The 18824-nt window shown below is 48.5% G+C and carries 13 protein-coding genes; 1 reads left to right on the top strand and 12 read right to left on the bottom strand.

Translation table 11 applies throughout. The features are described from left to right. Positions 1–122: 122 nt before the first annotated feature. From ACAN55_RS16110 to ACAN55_RS16090, 5 genes are all read right to left on the bottom strand, one after another. On the bottom strand, positions 123–1844 hold the full coding sequence (locus tag ACAN55_RS16110) for a methyl-accepting chemotaxis protein (RefSeq protein WP_379134817.1): 1722 nt from the start codon (positions 1842–1844) through the stop codon (positions 123–125). 200 nt (positions 1845–2044) lie between these two features. Further along, positions 2045–2596 (bottom strand): hypothetical protein, encoded by a 552-nt coding sequence (locus tag ACAN55_RS16105; RefSeq protein ID WP_379134814.1) that lies wholly within the window; start codon positions 2594–2596, stop codon positions 2045–2047. Between the two features lie 217 nt (positions 2597–2813). After that, positions 2814–3242 carry a DMT family transporter gene (locus tag ACAN55_RS16100; protein ID WP_379134810.1) on the bottom strand — a complete coding sequence of 143 codons (429 nt, stop codon included), beginning with the start codon at positions 3240–3242 and terminating at the stop codon, positions 2814–2816. A gap of 36 nt (positions 3243–3278) precedes the next feature. Beyond that, complete coding sequence (locus ACAN55_RS16095) at positions 3279–3977, bottom strand: Crp/Fnr family transcriptional regulator (RefSeq protein WP_379134808.1); 699 nt, start codon at positions 3975–3977, stop codon at positions 3279–3281. Positions 3978–4147: 170 nt separating this feature from the next. Continuing rightward, positions 4148–5647: a DUF4153 domain-containing protein gene (locus tag ACAN55_RS16090; RefSeq protein ID WP_379134804.1), complete on the bottom strand. Its 1500-nt coding sequence runs from the start codon at positions 5645–5647 to the stop codon at positions 4148–4150. 119 nt (positions 5648–5766) lie between these two features. On the opposite strand from ACAN55_RS16090, the gene ACAN55_RS16085 reads away from it, so the two are divergent. Then, on the top strand, positions 5767–7452 hold the full coding sequence (locus tag ACAN55_RS16085; protein ID WP_379134802.1) for an ABC transporter substrate-binding protein: 1686 nt from the start codon (positions 5767–5769) through the stop codon (positions 7450–7452). A 127-nt stretch (positions 7453–7579) separates the two neighbouring features. Here the strand turns inward: ACAN55_RS16085 and ACAN55_RS16080 are convergent, their stop codons facing one another. The 7 genes from ACAN55_RS16080 to ACAN55_RS16050 all read right to left on the bottom strand — a co-directional run bounded on the left by ACAN55_RS16080 (position 7580) and on the right by ACAN55_RS16050 (position 18690). Beyond that, positions 7580–8068 carry a DinB family protein gene (locus ACAN55_RS16080; protein ID WP_379134800.1) on the bottom strand — a complete coding sequence of 163 codons (489 nt, stop codon included), beginning with the start codon at positions 8066–8068 and terminating at the stop codon, positions 7580–7582. Between the two features lie 277 nt (positions 8069–8345). After that, positions 8346–11402 carry a beta-galactosidase, LacZ type gene (lacZ, locus tag ACAN55_RS16075; protein ID WP_379134797.1) on the bottom strand — a complete coding sequence of 1019 codons (3057 nt, stop codon included), beginning with the start codon at positions 11400–11402 and terminating at the stop codon, positions 8346–8348. Between the two features lie 599 nt (positions 11403–12001). After that, a complete protein-coding gene (locus ACAN55_RS16070; protein ID WP_379134795.1) occupies positions 12002–12826 on the bottom strand; it encodes a carbohydrate ABC transporter permease in 825 nt (274 codons plus the stop codon). Then, positions 12819–13694 (bottom strand): carbohydrate ABC transporter permease, encoded by an 876-nt coding sequence (locus tag ACAN55_RS16065; RefSeq protein ID WP_379134793.1) that lies wholly within the window; start codon positions 13692–13694, stop codon positions 12819–12821. Before ACAN55_RS16065 ends, ACAN55_RS16070 begins: the two co-directional genes overlap by 8 nt. A 127-nt stretch (positions 13695–13821) precedes the next feature. Beyond that, a complete protein-coding gene (locus tag ACAN55_RS16060; protein ID WP_379134790.1) occupies positions 13822–15138 on the bottom strand; it encodes an ABC transporter substrate-binding protein in 1317 nt (438 codons plus the stop codon). Positions 15139–15324: 186 nt separating this feature from the next. Beyond that, positions 15325–17100 (bottom strand): sensor histidine kinase, encoded by a 1776-nt coding sequence (locus ACAN55_RS16055; RefSeq protein WP_379134786.1) that lies wholly within the window; start codon positions 17098–17100, stop codon positions 15325–15327. 6 nt (positions 17101–17106) lie between these two features. Continuing rightward, positions 17107–18690, bottom strand: a complete 1584-nt coding sequence (locus ACAN55_RS16050) for a response regulator transcription factor (protein ID WP_379134784.1) — start codon at positions 18688–18690, stop codon at positions 17107–17109. Positions 18691–18824 lie beyond the last annotated feature (134 nt).

Genomic DNA, 18824 nt, shown 5'->3' with positions numbered 1-18824 from the left:
TAGAGTGTATCATGTTCCAAATAATAGAAAAATCCTGCCAGCAACTGCTGACAGGCCAACTATATAAGCTGAACTTAAGACTTGCCAAAAAGGCACAATCTTATGTTCAATTTATATATTAATTAGACATTGAATCGGGCAACCATTCCCTGTAATCCTTGTGCCAGTGAGCTAAGTGCATTCGCCGAGGAGGCAATCTGCTCAACTGAAGCCATTTGCTCTTGTGAAGCAGCAGAGACACTTTGGGTGTTAGAAGCGGTAGTCTCAGAGATTTGTGTTACGGTACGGATGGATTCTACCATTTCATCGGCTGCGGCAGTAATCTCCTCCACCGCACCGGACACCTCCTGTACCTGCCCAGCCAGTGAATCTATGGATCGGCGAATTTCATTGAAAGAGCGTCCTGCTTCCTCAAGAATTTCTGTACCTTCCTGCACTTCATTTCTACTGTTCTTCATGACCTTCATGGCATCGTCTGCTTCGTTCTGGATGGCAAGGGCCATTTCAGCGATTGAATGAGCAGACTCAGCTGATTGTTCGGCCAGCTTACGGACCTCATCGGCGACAACGGCAAATCCCCTGCCTTGTTCACCAGCCCGAGCCGCCTCAATGGTAGCATTCAGTGCCAGCATGTTCGTCTGTGACGCTATTCCTTTAATGACATCTACAATGCTTCCAATTTCCTGCGAGCGGTTCACAAAACCTTGTACCTGTGTAGATAAGGACTGAATGGATGCGTTGATGGAAGCCATCTGCTGTCCAGCCGCTTGGAGCGACTTATCACCGTTAATCGCAAATTCGGCACTCCGCTGCGATGCCTCCGAAATATCCTGGACACTTGCAGCTATCTGACCGATGCCCATCGACATTTCCTGAACAGTCATCATATTAGTCTGCAGATCGTTCATTTGCTGGCCTGTACCGTTAGCCACCTCACCCATGATTTCGGCAATTTGCTCGGTCGCCTGGGCGGTTAAATGACTATCCGATTTCAGCTTGGCAGAGGAAGCCGCCAAGCCTTTGGCCGACTGATTCACTTGTCCGATCATCTCCGCCAGATTTCCTGTCATTGTATTAAAATTCATGGCAAGAATGCCTATCTCGTCCTTGCTGCGCACATTCAGCTTTCGGGTCAGGTCGGCATCGCCTTCGGTTATTTCCTTTAGCTGCTCGTTCACATCACGCAGAGGTTTAATGATTCTGGATGAAAGAAGCAGCGCAATAAATGCAGCCAGCAGAACCGACAAACCCGTGACTCCCAGACTTGTAACCATTGCGATGTTCCGGTGTTCATTCGCTTTAGCTTGTTCGGTGCTGATTTCTTCGCTCAACATTTTTTGAAAATACACCTGTGATTCAATCATTGAATTCAGCGACAAATTTGTGAATTTCTTATGCGCTTCGGGGAAATTTCCTGCATCCGCCAAGGCAAAAGCCTCTTTCAGCACAACAAGATACTCATCCCATCTTCCCTGCAAGTCTGTTAGACCCTTTAATTCATCCTCACTTAATCCGGAATTGGTAAGATCTTCGATAGACTTCTCAATAGCCGGCAGCATCGCCTCATATTGCGTCTTGTAATTTGTTTGTTCTGCATCGGTGTTGCTCATAATATAACGCGCACCCAATTCGTCAGCGGTACGGATTTGATCTGTCAATGACTGAACCTGGGCCAGCTTGTCCAAATTACGGTTGACCTGATCCGTCAGCATGCTGGCTTTACCCTGAAATAGGGTGTTACCGGCGATCGCGACAAGAAACACCAGAATCACCGCTGCGAATCCCAATAGAATTTTGGAACGTATACTCTTAAATCTTTTTAACGAGATAAACTTTCTAAACATTTCAAGTCCCTCCGTAGCCCTATGTATTATGTTTATTGTCTACAAAACTCTTATGTGTGTTCATCCTACTCCTCAAAGCTTAAATGGATCTGAAATCGAACTGAAGATTGACTGAATCTAATATTCAGCACAAAAAAACACCCTCACAGCCGAAGCTGTAAAGGTGTCATTCATACGTTCTATTAAAGAGGTTTGATTGATTATTTCGCAGCCTTAGCCGCATCAAGAATGGCTTGCAGATAGCCTTCGGTATCCACCAGAGTAGCACCGCTGACAGCATCAACCATTTGCTCTTTAGATTTGTATTGGAGGGACATTTCAAGAGATTTGATGGTTTTTCCAGTTGCAAATTTCTCGATAAGAGCCAGGTTTTTGTCATAAGCTACAGTAGAACCGGCTGCTTCTTTCATATGCTCGCTGTAATATGCAGCATTGGCTTTCTTCGAAGCCAGAACTACAGCAGGATCTTTATAGTTTTGTCCGAAGTCTTTATCGGAGTTAGGTACTCCCTTTGCCACGTCAGAACCAAGGAATTGGTAATCGTCTACCGATGCAGCAACGATTACGCCGTTTTGTACGACTGCAACTGCTACTGTGAAGCATTTCGTGCCATGAGCCGCAGCTTCTACCCGTCCTACTTTAAGAGGTGCGCTTGCTGCAGAAGAAACGTTATTCAGCAGACTGCTGTTTCCTACCCCTACCAGTGCTAACGAAATACCAGCTACAAGCATTAATTTTGTTACTTTTTTCACAAATAATCCCCCGCTTCATAGTATATTAAACGCTTACATACTATATTTATCAAAAAAATAGCATCCGCGTCAGTTACAAATGTTACTAAAATAATGTAAATCTGCGCCATATATTCGGACTTCTGGTAGATTCCCCATGAAAAAGAGCCATTGTTTGACGACTCCTGAAGTAATACTGCTATTTTGCGTTTCTTAATGGCACTCCAACCACGAAACTTTATTTCCCTTTAAATACTAGAATCCCGGCAATCATCACTCCGATACCAGCTACTTTATTCCAATGCAGCGGAGTCTTTTCTACTCCAAAAAGTCCCAGGCTGTCGATAATCAACGCAAATACCAGTTGTGCCACAAGCGTGAAAGCTACCGAGTAAGCCGTACCGAGCCGCCCCATCCCCTGCATCACCGAGAAGACGATTAATACACCTAATCCTCCCCCGATTAGATAACCTTTGTTAACCGCCTGGAACTGGCCCATGTGACCATCCCGGATGAACAGATAAATGATAAACGACACAATAAACCCGGAACCGTGCACAAATGAATTGGTCAGCCAGAAACCAACCTTCTCACCAACACGTGTGTTTATCGCCCCTTGTATAGCAATTACGATCCCCGCAAGCAGAGAATAAAAAATACCAGCCATCAGATCCCCCAATTTCTACGGCTTATTCCGCCGGTTCTATTCGTATAAATTACCGCTTGCCAGCTCTGCCAGCTTGTGTTCGTCAAGAACAATCAGGCGTCCCCGCTTCCGCTCTATAATACCGGACTCTATAAATTGGCGGACAATCCGGTTCAAATGGCGATAGCTGGTCCCCAGTAGTTCCGCTGTTTCCGTTAAAGTTGAAGTACGGATCTCCTCGGCATATTGTCCCTCTCCCGTATCCTCTCGAAGAGACAGCAAATAGCTGGCGAACCGGTTCTCCACCGGATACAGCAAATTCAGTGCAGAGGTCTGCCCGAGTGTATATAACTTATGACTCAGCTCGCCGACCAGAAAACGCAGAAAATTCACGTTCTCCCGCAGCTCCCGTTCCAGCAGCTTATTTCCTGCCACAAGCAGCACGCTTGGACCTACGGATTCCACCTGATTCTTGACCGGATACTTCCGGAGCAGCTCGACATCCCCAATAATTGAGGTTGGTCTCGCGAATCTGACCAGCATGGATTTACCGTTTGGCAGCAAGGTATGAATTTTGAGCTTGCCTTCCACCAGTATGAACAAGCCGTCCAGTTCATCCCCTACAGAGCAGATTGCCTCCCGGTCTCCATAACGCCGCAGCTCCATACTTTCAAGAACATCCGGGCTGAATATTCCGTAAAGACCGTTCTTCTCCGCCAATCGTCCGGCCGATTTACGGTCGTATATCATCTGCATTCCCTTCCCCCCCGCTTGTCCCAGTGTAGACGAAACCAATATTCATCAAACAGGACATATGTCCTTTTTATCAGAGCATATTTACCCTCCCATATCAAGCGCAAAAAGCCAAGTGTTCCAAACCACAGGTTGCGGTTCCGAGTCACTTGGCTCTTGCTCTATCATGTTATCTAATGAGTAAAATAGTCTTCCAAGGCTTTCTGCGCCCTATGTCGGGACACATTAAAGGACTGCCACTTCCACGTCTCCTGTGCATTGTCCCACCACTGATTCCGCAGTTCTTCATCCAGCATCCCCTTCTCATCCCGGCTGAAATCAATTAATGTAGGTATGATCTCAGGGGCTAGTGAGACGATATAGGCGGTGTCCAGCTTGCCGCTGTCGGCATAACGATCTAAATTCTGATTCACGATAATTCTGTCCATCCCGATGTAATTCATCAGAACGTAGGATACGAGACCGAGAACGATATAACACTTCGCAAGCGGAACCCTTTCAATTGCAATCCTCAGAGCCGCAATAATAAGCAGCAGACCAAGAAAGATCATGAAGGCGTGCACCAGGAAACGGATATAGGTGTATCCATACACTTCTTCGTACAGCGCCAGTCTGGTGTAAGCGGAATACAGCATAACTGTTGAACAGCCAACCAGAACATAGAGCAGGATATTAATGATTTTTTGCAGAGCAGCCTTCCCCTTTTCAGCACCCAGAAGAGACAACAGCAGAATCACGAAATTAATCGAGGTTACCAGAATCAGTTCAAAGAATCCGCTCCGGGCATATTCAGCATAAGATGTACCTTCAGGCAGGGCACCTTCCCATGCACCGAACAAATAACTGAACTGAACAACAACGAACAGCACATACACCAGGTTAATCGCAACGAGGATAGTCGTCAGAATAACAGGATCTATTTTCAAGGATACAGGCTGTGGACTCAATAATTCATCCTTAATCTCTACTTTATGCTGATAGATCTTCGTATCCAAAAACCCCCAAATGAAACCGAAACAGCCAAGCCCCAGCAGAAAGATCCAGAGGAACCGTGCAACCCCTTCTCCAAACGAAATCTTGTCCAGCAGCTTTGGCAGCTCAGACAGCATATTCTGGAATACACCGTCCGCCGAGGACAGCAGCGAAATGACAATCAGCAGCAGCGGAAAAGAAATCGCCAGCCCGATGAGCACCTTCACCAGCACCTGCTTGCGTTCGTCTTTAATGCTGCCCCCTCCGCTTTTCTTGACGATCCTCAGTGCAGTTACCCAGTGTCTAAGATTTTGGGGAAAGAAATGCTCCAAGGCGTTACCAATCAGTCCGAAACTGCTCCAGGAAGGCCGCTTGACGCTGAGCATATAAGTCATATGTAGTAAAACAAGCCCCGGAATCAAGATAAAATTTAACCCGAAGAAAAACTTATTAAAAAATAGGGCATATGTTAAAGAAAGCAATGCGATTGCTCCAAGCCACGTATAGCTGAACCAATTGAACGGCCTCAGACGGGCTTTGGCAAAATAGAGCGCATATCCATAGAAGAGGCAGACAAATATCGGGTATGACACCCCCGGGATTTTGTCGAAGAACAGATACTGATGAACGGCAGCCAGCAGAAATGCAGTAATTAAAGCGGCAAGGGAGCGCTCCTTCGCGGGCAATGTTTCCTCAGGCATGGTAAATCCCTCCATATAATGACTTTCTATCCTTTATTGTAGATGATAAAATACGAAGAAAAAGAGAAATAAATTTTTATTTATTTCCTATATTCTATCAGGAGGAAGGGCGTTAATCCATGAAGCTGCATAACCAATTTCTGAAGCTGCATTCGCATTATGGAGGTGCTGAAGAAATTTCGGTCACGCTGGACGAGCTGGCGGCGGTACTCGACTGTACCCACCGGAATGCGCTGCATATTATCAATAAAATGGCCAAGCTCGAATGGATCGCCTGGACGCCAAGCCGGGGGCGGGGACGCCGTTCACAGCTTCAATTTCTTGTACGCTCCGAAGAGGTCGCGCTGGAGTCCATGATGCAGGCCATCAGCCGCAAGGATGTCCATCACGCCATTGAAGGGATCCGTACGCATGCCCGGTCCTCTTCGCTGCAGGATACCCTGCAGGGATGGCTGCTGACCTACTTCGGGCATCATGCGGAAATCCGCAGCGACAAGCAGATTGATACCCTCCGGCTTCCCGTTACACAAAAGCTTCACACGCTTGATCCTCTGTATATGAATCTGCTCGCGGAATCCTTTGTGTCCAGCCATGTGTTTGACGGATTAGTAAGGCGCAGCGGAGAACCCAATAAAATAGTTTCAGGACTAGCCCATGCCTGGGAAGTGGACAAGAGCCGCACGGTATGGACTTTTTTTCTCCGCAAAGAGGTTCTCTTCCATCATGGAAAAGTATTAACCGCTGAGGACGTGGTGCATTCGTTTCAACGCCTCATGCAGACCTCGCAGCGGACGCTTTACAGCTATATTTATAAAGGAATTCAAGAAGTTAAAGCAATGAATCCCCGGGTAGTCCGCATCCAGCTGAAGCAGCCCAACGAACTCTTCCTTCCATTCCTGTGCACCAGCCGCGCTGCCATCGTACCCCGTGATCTGGAGGGTTCAGGTGACGGAAGTACTGGCTGGAGACCTATTGGTACAGGCCCTTTTAAGGTGTCCGGAATGAATGAGGATTCCTGTGAGCTGGAGGTATTTCCGTATTATTTTCAGGGACGTGCCCACTTGGACCGGGTTGAGATTATCTATGTCCCGTGGAATACAGCTAACTCATCCGCCGACACCGGCTCTGCCTTTCATGTCATTCAGAACCCTGCCACTGATGATCCGTCAGATCCTTTATCCTGGAGCCGGATTCAGTCTGAATCCTCCGTCCGAAAATTCGTCACCTGCAATACGAAAAAAAAGGGACCGCTCAGCGATCCTCTTTTTCGTGCTCAAATGATGTCCTGTTTACTTGCTTCCGCTTCTGGTGGACGGACCGCTGAAACGACAGGAAATTCTGTACCCCTGCAAATTGCCACAATTCCGCAGTATGCCGCCGATGCGCATTATATTGAAGAAAGGCTGGTTCGCAGCGGCTATAAGTGTAATGTCGTCTGCGTCTCACCTGAAGAGTTCAAGGGACCCATTCGGCTAGAGTCCGATCTGATCGTATTCTCCCTGTTCCGTGATCAGGATGAGCAGCTCCGCTTGTTCGATCTTTATCTAACCCTGTCACAGCATCTGGACCCTTACATCCGCGTAGATATTGAAAGCTGGCTGGATCTCATCTCCCGGGAGCCTGACTCTGCAGCCCGGGCAGAGGGCTTCAAACGAATCGAGAGCCGACTGATTGAAGGCCATCACCTGTATATTTTGTACGAAAAACCTACACAGACAGCGTATCTTCCATCGGTCCGAGGTGTAACCTTTAACAGTCAAGGTTGGGTAGACCTCCGTCATGTGTGGTTTCCACCAATTATTTAGAATCGAAAGGAGGCGCTCTCCGCTCGGAGTAGGATTACAACTTCCACTTCTCCCCATCGTACCGTCCTCTCTGCTGCTTTCACCGGGAATAACGGACTACAGTGCATGCCTGAGTACTTTGGAATAACTATCTGCCCGGTAATGTTTTATCCAGGTTTTTGCCTATCAGATTGGCTGACACAGGCTGCAATCCAAGCTCTCTTGCCCATACCGATAACTGGCCGATATGGTGAATTTCGTGGGCAATGACATGCCGCAGCACTTCTCCCCAGGCATCGGTTACGATGCTGCCGTCCGGCCGGTGATCTTCAAAAATCCGATGCTCCAATCCTTCATTCCAAGAGAGCACAAATTGTTCCACTTCCGGACGGAAACGGGCATCCAATGCACGCACCTGTGCCAGACTGCGGTATTGGGCGAAATCCTCCTGGAAATCCGGCAAGCCCTGAATCGACTGAATCCAGCTCCACTCCACATCAGCAATGTGAAAAAGCGTCTTCAGGATGCTTCCCACCCCGCCAGTCCGTGTCTTCAGCAGTTCCTCTTCACTAACGTTCTCGCACCACTCATACCACTGCTCACGTACGATCCAGTTGTAACGAAACATGGTCTGCATTTAATACCCTCCTGTCATGACTCTAGTAATATTCAAATAGTGTACCATACACGCACCTCTTACCGTTAAGTGAAGGATCGGTTAAAATAATTGATGCCCGTTCACTATTTCGCGACTGTGGAGAGATGAATTCTCCATAAATTCCAGGCAGAATCCCGGTTATTTCGAGCACCATGAGTCCTGAACTGTACAGTAAATAAAAAAGGCCGGGATGCAAGATTTACTTGCAGGCCCGGCCCTGTAACATTCTATAGTTCTAATTACCAAAAAGTAATCGCTAGACTCTCGAAATTACAAAGCTGAACTCCAGATCACCGTCAGAAGCAATACGGTATTCCGGAAGAACCGGGGCTCCCCAGCTGTCGTCTCCGCCTACACCCATCTGCTCGCCGGCAACGGTCACAACGGTATAATGAACCGATGGCAGCTCAAAGTGGTGATTGGCGTTCTCCAGCTCAAATGCCGTGTACGGGGATATCCGGCATTGCAATGGCTGAGCGGCAGGAGCACTGATCTGAATACCAGCACCTTCGTCATTTGTTACGCTGACCCTGCGAACTCCGGTACGGTTACCGGACTCCTGCGGTACGACATAACCGGACAGGCTGTCAGCAGCTTCCGTACTGAAGAAGCCGAGTCTTGCGCCATGACTGCGGTCCGAATAATTCTCTTCCGGTCCAAGCGCAAGCCAGTCCAGATGGCTGTACTCCGCAGGGATTTTAAAGGTGAGTGCAAAGATCGGGAGCTCAGGTAGTCCTGCGGCACCTTCATAACGTGAGACAACCGCCACACTTCCGTCCGGATAGACCTTATAGCTTGCGGTTACCTTCACATCCTGGCTGATATTGAGGCGGTAATCGAAGGTGACCTTGATCAGCCCGTTCTCTTCCGTTGTCTGTACCCCCGTGCACTTAGGCATAAGGCTGGCAGCATACCAGGCACCGGCGTGGAAGCCTTGAGATGTACCCTTGTCATTATCCGTGGCGGCCCTCCAGAAGAGCGGCGCAGGCGGATAGGAGATCAGCTCTTTGCCGGAGTAATTCAGCGATACCAAGCTTCCTGCTGCTTTGGAGAAGAGAATACTGAAATTCTCGCCTTTTACCCCGATATTCACATCGCCGTGAATAATCCGCAGTGCCCGCTCAGGAACAACAGCATCCATTGATGGAACAGATTCATGTTTGGCTGCAGCAGCAAAGACCGTTTGTCCAAAAGCAACCTCATGGCCCGCTTCTGCCCAAAGTGTAGCCTTCTTAAGGCGCAGGGAGACATTAATCCAGTATTCACTGCCACTAGGAGAATGGATGCCTGCGAAGTCTAGCGCTGCAAGCTGTTCGGACTGCGCTGTCACTTGTACTTCCGTGCTGCCACTGTACAACACGCCATCAGCATTCTCCAAGCTGTAATGCAGTTCACAATGATCTGTTCCCTGGAACAGACCTTCGTTCCGAATCAGTACTCCAGTCTCCTGCGGCACCAGCTTGATATCCTGATAAAGAAATTTCACTTCCTGCATCTTCGGCGACAGCTTCCGGTCCGCATACACAATACCGTCCGTACAGAAGCTGTAATCAGTCGGCCGGTCGCCAAAGTCACCGCCGTACGCAAGATATTCCTTGCCGAAGCGGTCTTTTTTCATAACGGCCTGATCAATGTAATCCCAGATGAATCCTCCCTGATAGAGGGGATATTTCCGCTCCAGCTCACTGTACTTGCTCATTCCTCCGAGAGAGTTGCCCATGGCATGCATATATTCACAGCTGATGAACGGTTTCTGCGGATCGTTGCGCAAATAGTCCTCAATATCCGCGACCTTCGCATACATCCGGCTCTCCATATCGCTTGTAGCATCAAATCGGCGGTCATGAAACACACCTTCATAATGCACCAGTCTGCCAGGATCCTTCTCCTTGAAGTATTGAGATACCTTATAGATTACTTCACCGCCATGTGATTCATTGCCGCAGGACCAGATAAGAATCGATGGATGGTTTTTGTCGCGCTCCACCATTGAAATGGCACGGTCCATCACAATATCAAGCCACTCCGCACGGTCGCCGGGAATGACCCATGACGGCTCAACCGCCCCCATCTTCTGCCAGGAACCGTGTGTCTCCAGATTCATCTCATCAATCACGTAAACCCCGTATTCATCACACAGTTCATACCATTCACTTTGGTTCGGGTAATGCGAGGTCCGCACAGCATTGATATTGTTCTGTTTCAGCGTCATAATATCCCAAAGCATATCCTCCCGCGTAACCGCGCGGCCTCTACGACAGTTGAATTCATGCCGGTTAACGCCTTTGAATACGATACGCTTACCGTTAAGGTGCATGATCTTATCCCGCATTTCGAACTTGCGGAAGCCCGTGCGCTGAGGAATGACTTCGATGAGATTACCCTGCTCGTCGTATACAGTGATCCACAGCGTATACAGGTTAGGAATTTCTGCGCTCCACAACTCCGCATCCTTCACCGACAGGGACAAAGCCAGCGTTTCGCCATGAATTTCTGCCTCGGCTGCAGCAATGGATTGCCCAGAAGGGCTGCGCAGATCCAGCTTCACCTGTCCGGCACCCTTGCCTTCCAGCATCATATCCACCGCCAGCACACCGTTCTGGTACGCATCATCCAGCTCCGTACGCAGAAACAAGTCACTGACATGAAGGGCAGGAACCGTGTAGAGATACACTTCGCGGAAAATACCGGAGAACCTCCAGAAATCCTGATCCTCCAGCCAGCCGCCGGTACTCCGCTGATACACTTCCACCGCCAGCTTGTTCTCGCCCTCAGGCTTCACATAAGGGGACAGATCGAACTCGGCTGGAGTAAAGCTGTCCTCGCTGTAGCCCACAAATTCGCCGTTAAGCCAGACATAAAAAGCTGATTCAACACCCTGAAAAGAAATGTACAGCGGACGATCCTTCATCCGGCTTGGAACGGTAAACGTCTTCACATAGCTGCCTACCGGATTATGATCCTTCGAAACCTCTGGCGGCCGGAGATATTCATGTCCATCCCAGGGATACATCGTGTTCACATACTGCATTTGTCCGTAGCCCTGCAATTGGATATGACCAGGAACCTGAATATGCCCCCAGCCCTCGACCGAATAAGATTCCTTATAGAAATCAGCCGCCCGGCCAGCCGGATTCACCGCGTAGCTGAACTTCCAGCTGCCATAAAGACTATGGCGCATAGCCATAGCCCCTCCCCGCTCCGCCTCCTGCACGCTTTCATAATATTTATGATCCGAATGCGCCTTCAGGCGGTTCACTGCAAATACACTCAAATCCTCCAGCCACTCCGGGCTGGGTACTCTCTCTGCCACTTGATTCCCTCCCTGCTGATAGTGTGAATCTCATAAAATCCTTATAGACGGTTAAATCGTAACTCCGGTGAATGTTGGACTTCCGGCCGCTGTTGTCTCCAGATTTCTTGATTTGAACCGCTAATCGCGGTTGAAATCCGGAGACAGCTTATGCTTCCGATGCGAGCTTTCCTTCGGAAAGCTTTCGGGCGGGCGCTACCGCTCCTACAGTTCCAAAATTCCCCTGCGTCACTCACGTCGTCTCTTATTTAATCTTTTCACAACTTATTTTACATTTAAAATAAGGCATTTCGTCTTTAGCGTGCTGCCAGCACTTGCTGCAGTTTACGATGTTTAAGATTCTTGTACTTATTCTATAACTAATGGTTCAACAAAGGAACGAAGAGGGAATTTGGAACTGGAGAAGCGTCAGCGTTCGCCTTTATCTTCGGATTTCACCCTTGAAAAGGGTAATTCAGGAAATCCGAAGATAACAGCGATCGTAAGTCCAAATTTACCGTGTAGTGACCATGTTGAGCAGATGCTTTTGACTTAAGTTAGTTAATCTCTGACAATGATTCCTTCAGCGATTCACCCAGCACGCTAACAACAAAATACGCTTATTTTACCGACCCGATCATACCAGCCACAAACTGCTTCTGCATCAGGAAGAATACGAGAGCGGTCGGCAGGGTGCCGATGACAATGGCGATCAGGATCATGCCGTAGTCCGGCGCGTACCCCGAACCCAAAATCGAAATGAGCAGCGGCATCGTCTTCGTCTCCGGCGATTGAAGAACAATCAGCGGCCACAAGTAGTTGTTCCAGCTGGACATGAAGGTGATAATCGCAGCTGCGGCGTATGTCGTCTTCATCGTAGGAAGATAGATGCGGAAGAAAATGCCCAGTTCACCCAGCCCATCCATCCGTCCAGCTTCCAGCAGCTCTTTCGGGAACATCTTTGTGCTCTGCCGGAAAAAGAAAATCAGGAACGCTGTGGTCACTGTAGGTAAAATAACGGAACCCATGGTATCGATTCCTATCCACGGAATAGCATCAGATACCTGAGCAAACATCCGGTACAATGGCACCATCATCGCTGCAAAAGGAATCATCATCGAGAGCAGCAGAATATTGAACACGATGTCCTTGGAACGGCTGCGGAAGACCTCAAATCCATATCCGGCCAGGGAGGCAATAAGCAGCGCCAATACGGTGGTAGTGATCGAGATTTTTGCCGAGTTGATTAGAGACAGCTGCAGATCAGTCGTATCCAGCAATTTGCGCAAGTTCTCGATTAGATAGGTTCCGGGCAGCAGACGGCCCCGGGTGACATCCACCGACTTGTTCGTGGAGCTGATGACCATCCACAGAAACGGAAAAATCGATACAAAAGCAATGATGCTCAGAAACAGATAGGTAAAAAACCGTTTGCTTTTAGCCATTTTTATCACCTGCCACTTTGAACTGGAGGAACGAAAGCAAGACAATCATGATGACGATCGAATAGGATACCGTTGCGGCATACCCAAAGTCCGCCGAATATTTAAAGGACAAGTTATAAATATATTGCGAGATCGTAAGCGTGGCATTACCCGGCCCGCCTTTGGTAATATTCATGACCTCATCGAACAATTGCAAGGTACCGATCGTTGACGTAATGGAGGTAAACAGGATGATTGGCTTGAGCAATGGAACGGTAATCCCGAAGAACTGCCGCGTGGCTGAAGCCCCATCAATTCTGGCTGCCTCATAGATAGAACTGTCAATATTCTGGAGTGCCGACAAATAGAAAATCATGTTATATCCGGTCCACCGCCAGGTGATCGCAATAACAATCGTAATTTTGGCCCAACACGGATCGGTGATCCAGCCGATGGGAGTATCAATGAGATGCAGATTCATCAAAAATGTATTCACCAGACCATTGCCTGCGAACAAGTATTTGAATACTACGGAATACGCAACCAAAGAGGTTACACAAGGCAGGAAGATCGCCGTACGGAAGAATCCCTTCAACTTCAGCTTGCTGTCATTGAGCAGTACGGAGATAAACAGCGCCAGAATGATCATGATTGGTACCTGTACCAGCAGGTAGATAAACGTATTTTTTACTGCGGTAAGGAACATTGCATCTTCGAACAGCCGTTTGTAATTATCAAAGCCGGTAAATTCCAGATTGCTGCCGGTTCCCGTCTGGAACGACATGATGAACGCCTGAATCATCGGGTAGAAATAGAAGATTACGATCAGAAGCACGGATAACAGGACGAAGGACCATCCGGTTAGTGCATGTTTACGGCGGATACTCATGCTTGAATTTGTATTTTTCACACCGGCCCAACCCCTTCAGATATTTGTAAAAAAACCTTGGACGCCGCGCCTTCCCCGACCACCGGAGTAGCTGATTACGCCCAAGGTTTGCTGTGAGAGATTACGCTTATTTAATCTGTGACTCCGCTTGTGCCTGCGCATCGGCGAGTACACTGTCAATATCTTTGCCGTTCAGATAGTTCTGCATTTCAACGATCAGAATATCCTCGATCGCATAGGTATGGATACCATAGTTCACGCTAGGAATTTGCTCGGTCCATGCTGCGAAGTCACTGACAATCTTTTGGCCGCCGAAGAACTCATTGCCTTGGCTGTAAGCTTCGCCGGTTGCTGCTGCTTTGAATGTGCCGATCACTCCGATGTCTGTCAGAAGCTTCTGATACATTTCGGTATCGGAACCAAAGGTTTTAGCCATGAAGTCAGCTGCAGTCTCCGCGCCATCTACATTCAGCACATACCATGAGCTGCCGCCAAGGTTGGTTGCATGTACAGATTTGTTAACTGTCAGTGTTGGAATTGGAGCAATGCCCCATTTGCCGGATTGGGAAGCTTCTGCCTTGATGGAAGGTGTAATCCAGTTACCGGTAGGCACGGAAGCCACATCACCACTGTTCAGTGCAGCCACGAATTGGCTCCAGTCCGCATGGACATTGGCTACATTAGATTCTGTCAGCTCTTTATAAATCTCGAAAGCTTCCTTAAGCGGAGCATTATTGACAATGTTAGGTGTTTTGCCGTCTTCCGACAAATACCAGGTGCCGGCGGATTGGATCATCATGCGGATGATGCCAAGGTCATTTGGATCGAGAGTGATCAGGGCTTTACCTGTTTTCTCTTTGACCTTTTTGCCGATTTCAATATATTGCTTCCAATCGATATTCTGCAGATCGGCAAGCTTATATCCAGCCTGTTCCAGATAGTCGGTTCTGACATACAGTCCGGTTACGCCGGAGTCAAACGGAACGCCGTATTGCTTGCCGTCAAGGCTCGTCGGGCCGCTTTTATAATCTGCAAAGTCAGTGCCTTTAATGGAATTGCTCAAATCATAGAAGGAATCTTTATAGGACTGAAGGAAGCTTTGTGCGCGGTAATCTTCAATCAGTACGATGTTCGGAAGTCCTTTGGTTGTACCGGAGTTCAGTCCGGTATTCAGCTTCTGGATGATATCGTTCTGGGCATACTCGATGATGTTCACTTTGACATCCGGATTAATTTTGGCATAAGCCTCTTTAGCCACCTCAAGCGCAGCAATGTTGAAGGCCGGGTCCCAAGCCCATATGGTAATTTCTTTGGCCTGGGCGGGTTTCGATCCCGAATTGCCGGAATTCGAGGTGTTGTTCGCCGTGTTGGAATTCCCTGAATTCGAACTGCAGGCGGTAAGGAGCAAGATGCAAATCAGTAATAGTGCAAAGCTCTTTTTCATTGTTTTCCTCCCCTTTTGTACTCTTGATCGGATGGCACTGTAAGCGCTTCCTGATTACATATTCATCTTACCATCGCGAAATGGGGCATCGTTAGAACGAACTTTATGCTCATTTGTCATAATATCGCCTCTTTGTAAGCGCTCGCTTTGCCTCATTTGTTCTTTCTTTTGAAATTTGTATTATTTTCACGTTAGGATTAATGGCAGGCGGATCTGGATGGTCGTCCCTTCATTCAAGCGGCTGACGATGGTTACCCCGTATTCCTCGCCATAGAGGAGAACAATGCGGTCATGGACATTTTTAATCCCGATTCCCGTGAACAGCTGGAGTTTGCTTTCCGGCCCGGAGAGCTGAATTTCCGCGTTCCCGTTCTCCATCCCGTCCCCGTTATCGACTACCTCGCACAGTAGAGACCCGTTGTCCCGCGAGATCAGCACATGGATATACCCCTCATTTTTCCGGTTAAAGGCATGGAAGAAGGCATTCTCAATAAACGGCTGGATGATCAGCTTAGGTACATGGTATTGAATCGTATCCGGGGCTACAAAAAAATTGACCTTAATCCGCTCGCCATACCGCACATGGTTGATGAACACATAGGATTTCAGATTGTCCAGCTCTTGGGATACGGTAATCGTCTCACTGACGTTGCTGAGGGCATTCTGCAGCAGAGAGATCAAGGCATGAATCGTGTGTACCGCCTTATCCTTACTGCCTTGCTGAACCAGAAACTTAACTGAAGTCAATGTGTTATATAAAAAATGCGGGTTAATCTGCTGTTGAAGTGCGGCGAGCTCGGCATTGCGCTGCTCTTTCTGCGTCGTCACCAGCTGTTCCACATAATCGTTCAATTCATCGAGCATATAATTATAAGCATGTCCAAGCTCCTGAAATTCAAAGCTTCCGGTGACGGTGATGTAGTTATGGAAATTGCGCTCCGTAATCTTGGACATCTGGCGGGTGAGCAAAGTCAGGGAACGAGTAAGCTTTCTTGAAATAAGGAATACAACGATGAGCGCAACAAGTACAATGGCCGAACAGATTAACGCTACCGTCCGGGTGTTGATCATCTGCCCGAGCGCCGTCCGCTTATCGATAATGTTCACAATGTAGAAATCATAAGAGGAGAGATAATCTGCGAGAACAATGACGTCCTTATCCTGAAAATCGACGCTTTTGTAATCGAGTCCGCCCTCTTCAATCTCTTTGGCATATTGAAGCAAATCTCCGGCCTGCTGTCCCAGAAGATCATCCCGGTTGCTGGACACGATAAGACCCTCCTTGTTCAGGATCGCCACATCGTTGCCGTTGCTGGAGATACTGGAGTAGAACGAACGGAACGCCTGCTCTTGAATGGTGATATACAGGGTGCCGTAGATATCGCCTGTCGTCCGTTCCATCAATGCCTTACTGGCCACAATCACAGCTTCCTTGGTGGAGGATTTCGTGCTGCTCTCCTGATAGAACTGGTACATCAGCCTTTTCGGCTCCGCAAGGGTATTTAACGTCAGCTTATGCTCCTTGAGCTTATTGTCCGTCAGCAGCAAGTTATTTGTGTTGGTGGAGTAACTCCGCCCGTTCTCCCCCATGATCTTGACGCCAACCTGATACGCATCCACATTAGACTGGATCCGCTTCATCTGGGTCGTCATATTGTAGTAGGTCCGCAGCACCCGGGAAGAATTGGAATCCTGTTCCGACAGGAAGCTTTTGATCGTACCGCTTAGCTGCGTATTGTTGGTCGCGGTGACGATGGAGTAATGAAACGACTCAAAGTTAGCCTTAATCTGATTGATTACCTTGGAGTTTGTTATGCTGAAGGTCTCCATGAACAGCCGCTCCGACATGCGGACGGTCGTCCAGGAAGCAGAAATCGCGACGGCAATAATGCTGATCACCATGACAATGAATATTTTGATGAACAGGCTGTGGAATTTGTATCGCTCCATAAAAGCTTTCATGGCAGTCTACTCCTGACCGTAATATTGCCTTCTGTAGTGGCTCGGTGACAGCCCCGTGTATTTCTTAAACACCTTGCAGAAATAGCTGTGGTCCCCATATCCGACCATACTGCTGATATCCGAAATCGGGGCATCGTCTCCGCGCAGCAGCTCGGCCGCTTTATCCGTACGGATTTTATTCAGATGCTCCTTGAAGCCTTCCTTGCTCTGCGCGGTGAAGAGGCTGGATAAATACGACGGGTTGAAGTGGAAATGGCGGGCAAGCTCCGTCAAACTCAACGGTTCTGCATAATGCTCCTCCATATAATCCAACAGGCGCTTCATGTTCGCATTGCCGCTCTGGGATCCGCTGACCGCATTCGTGTGCTGAATGACCTGATCCATGAACGAATCCAGTATGTTAATTGCCTCTTCCACATCCTGCGCCTCGTCGACTGCCCGGAACCACGCATATTTCGACTCCTCCAGCGCCTTGATATGGTTAAACTGGTTCGTCACATTAAAGATGATATTCCCCAGGAAGGATTTAAACTGGAAGACATCGCTTTCATACTGCCGGGACATCATGTCTACGTGGGCTCTTAAATCGGAGAACGCATCCTCCAGCTGCAGTCGCTTGACTTGCTCTGTGAAGTGAGCCATCTGGAACCGGTCAACCTCCATGGAGGGCTGCTTCGGTAGATCATCGTGGATCAAAAGCACGCTGTGCGGGAAAAAGAACCGGTACTGCTGCAGCTTCTGATAACTCTCCTGATACACGTTAGCGGCCTCACCCCAATCCCGGAAGACTCGACTGAGTGACCAGCGTAGTTCAGTCTCACTCTCTGACAGGTCTTGAGCCAGCTCCCTGATAGCTATTGAGGCTTCTCCTTTCGAGGCCTCTGCGAGATTCAGCAGGAACAATAATTTACCCGGTTCACCTGGAATCAACTGCAGTATTGTACCTGACAGACGCTGCCCAAGCTCATTTGTGACTGTTCCCTTCAGCCATTCTAAGGACATTCCGTCAGAGGATGGCGGCAGTCTCAGATCAACACCGAAATAATAAAACAACTCATGCGGAAAATGGCCGCGGAGCACTTCGTAATCGGCTTTCGTATCATAACCAGAGACAACTCTGCTAAGCGCAGAATCTACTGAGAATAGGGCTTGCTCCACGTTTTCAGCGGATTCATTCAGAGCAAGGCTAGGGATTCTGCCCATAGTCTTCTTCAGGACGTTAAGCAGACTCTCGGCCTCCAGCTTCGGTTTCAATATATAATCGGCCACTCCGTTCTGAAAGGTGGAGCGGACATAATGGAATTCACTGAAACTGCTAAGGACAATGACCTCGATCTCCGGAAAGTCCTTCTTGACGATCCGCGTCAGCTCTTCGCCATCCATCACCGGCATAACGATATCGGTAATAACAATGTGGGGTTTGAGACTCCGGATCAGATCCAGTGCCTCCTGGCCGTTGGACGCCTCACCGACAATTCTGAAGCCTTCGCGCTCCCAATCCAGCACGTATTTGATGCCCTGACGGACTAAAATTTCATCATCGACAATAATAACCTTGCACAGCTGATTCAACTGATGTAGCTGGTTCACAGGTAACCCCCGCTTTCTGTATCTCTGGCATAATGCGCTTTCATCGTCATGATGGGATTATAGTGTGCTATGGCGGCGATGGTCAACCCGGCGTCTGGTGAGTGCAGATTTCAGCAATCATTCCTGGTACACAG

The sequence above is a fragment of the Paenibacillus oryziterrae genome (assembly GCF_042610485.1).
In the GTDB taxonomy this organism is placed as follows: Bacteria; Bacillota; Bacilli; order Paenibacillales; family Paenibacillaceae; genus Paenibacillus_AQ.
This window is presented reverse-complemented; position numbering and strand designations above follow the sequence as displayed.

Excerpts from the sequence above, each read along its gene's own strand:
- ACAN55_RS16065 (WP_379134793.1), bottom strand. The coding sequence starts at position 13,694 with ATGAGTATCCGCCGTAAACATGCACTAACCGGATGGTCCTTCGTCCTG.
- ACAN55_RS16080 (WP_379134800.1), bottom strand. The coding sequence starts at position 8,068 with ATGCAGACCATGTTTCGTTACAACTGGATCGTACGTGAGCAGTGGTAT.
- ACAN55_RS16090 (WP_379134804.1), bottom strand. The coding sequence starts at position 5,647 with ATGCCTGAGGAAACATTGCCCGCGAAGGAGCGCTCCCTTGCCGCTTTA.
- ACAN55_RS16085 (WP_379134802.1), top strand. The coding sequence starts at position 5,767 with ATGAAGCTGCATAACCAATTTCTGAAGCTGCATTCGCATTATGGAGGT.
- ACAN55_RS16070 (WP_379134795.1), bottom strand. The coding sequence starts at position 12,826 with ATGGCTAAAAGCAAACGGTTTTTTACCTATCTGTTTCTGAGCATCATT.
- ACAN55_RS16110 (WP_379134817.1), bottom strand. The coding sequence starts at position 1,844 with ATGTTTAGAAAGTTTATCTCGTTAAAAAGATTTAAGAGTATACGTTCC.
- ACAN55_RS16100 (WP_379134810.1), bottom strand. The coding sequence starts at position 3,242 with ATGGCTGGTATTTTTTATTCTCTGCTTGCGGGGATCGTAATTGCTATA.
- ACAN55_RS16095 (WP_379134808.1), bottom strand. The coding sequence starts at position 3,977 with ATGCAGATGATATACGACCGTAAATCGGCCGGACGATTGGCGGAGAAG.
- ACAN55_RS16055 (WP_379134786.1), bottom strand. The coding sequence starts at position 17,100 with ATGAAAGCTTTTATGGAGCGATACAAATTCCACAGCCTGTTCATCAAA.
- ACAN55_RS16060 (WP_379134790.1), bottom strand. The coding sequence starts at position 15,138 with ATGAAAAAGAGCTTTGCACTATTACTGATTTGCATCTTGCTCCTTACC.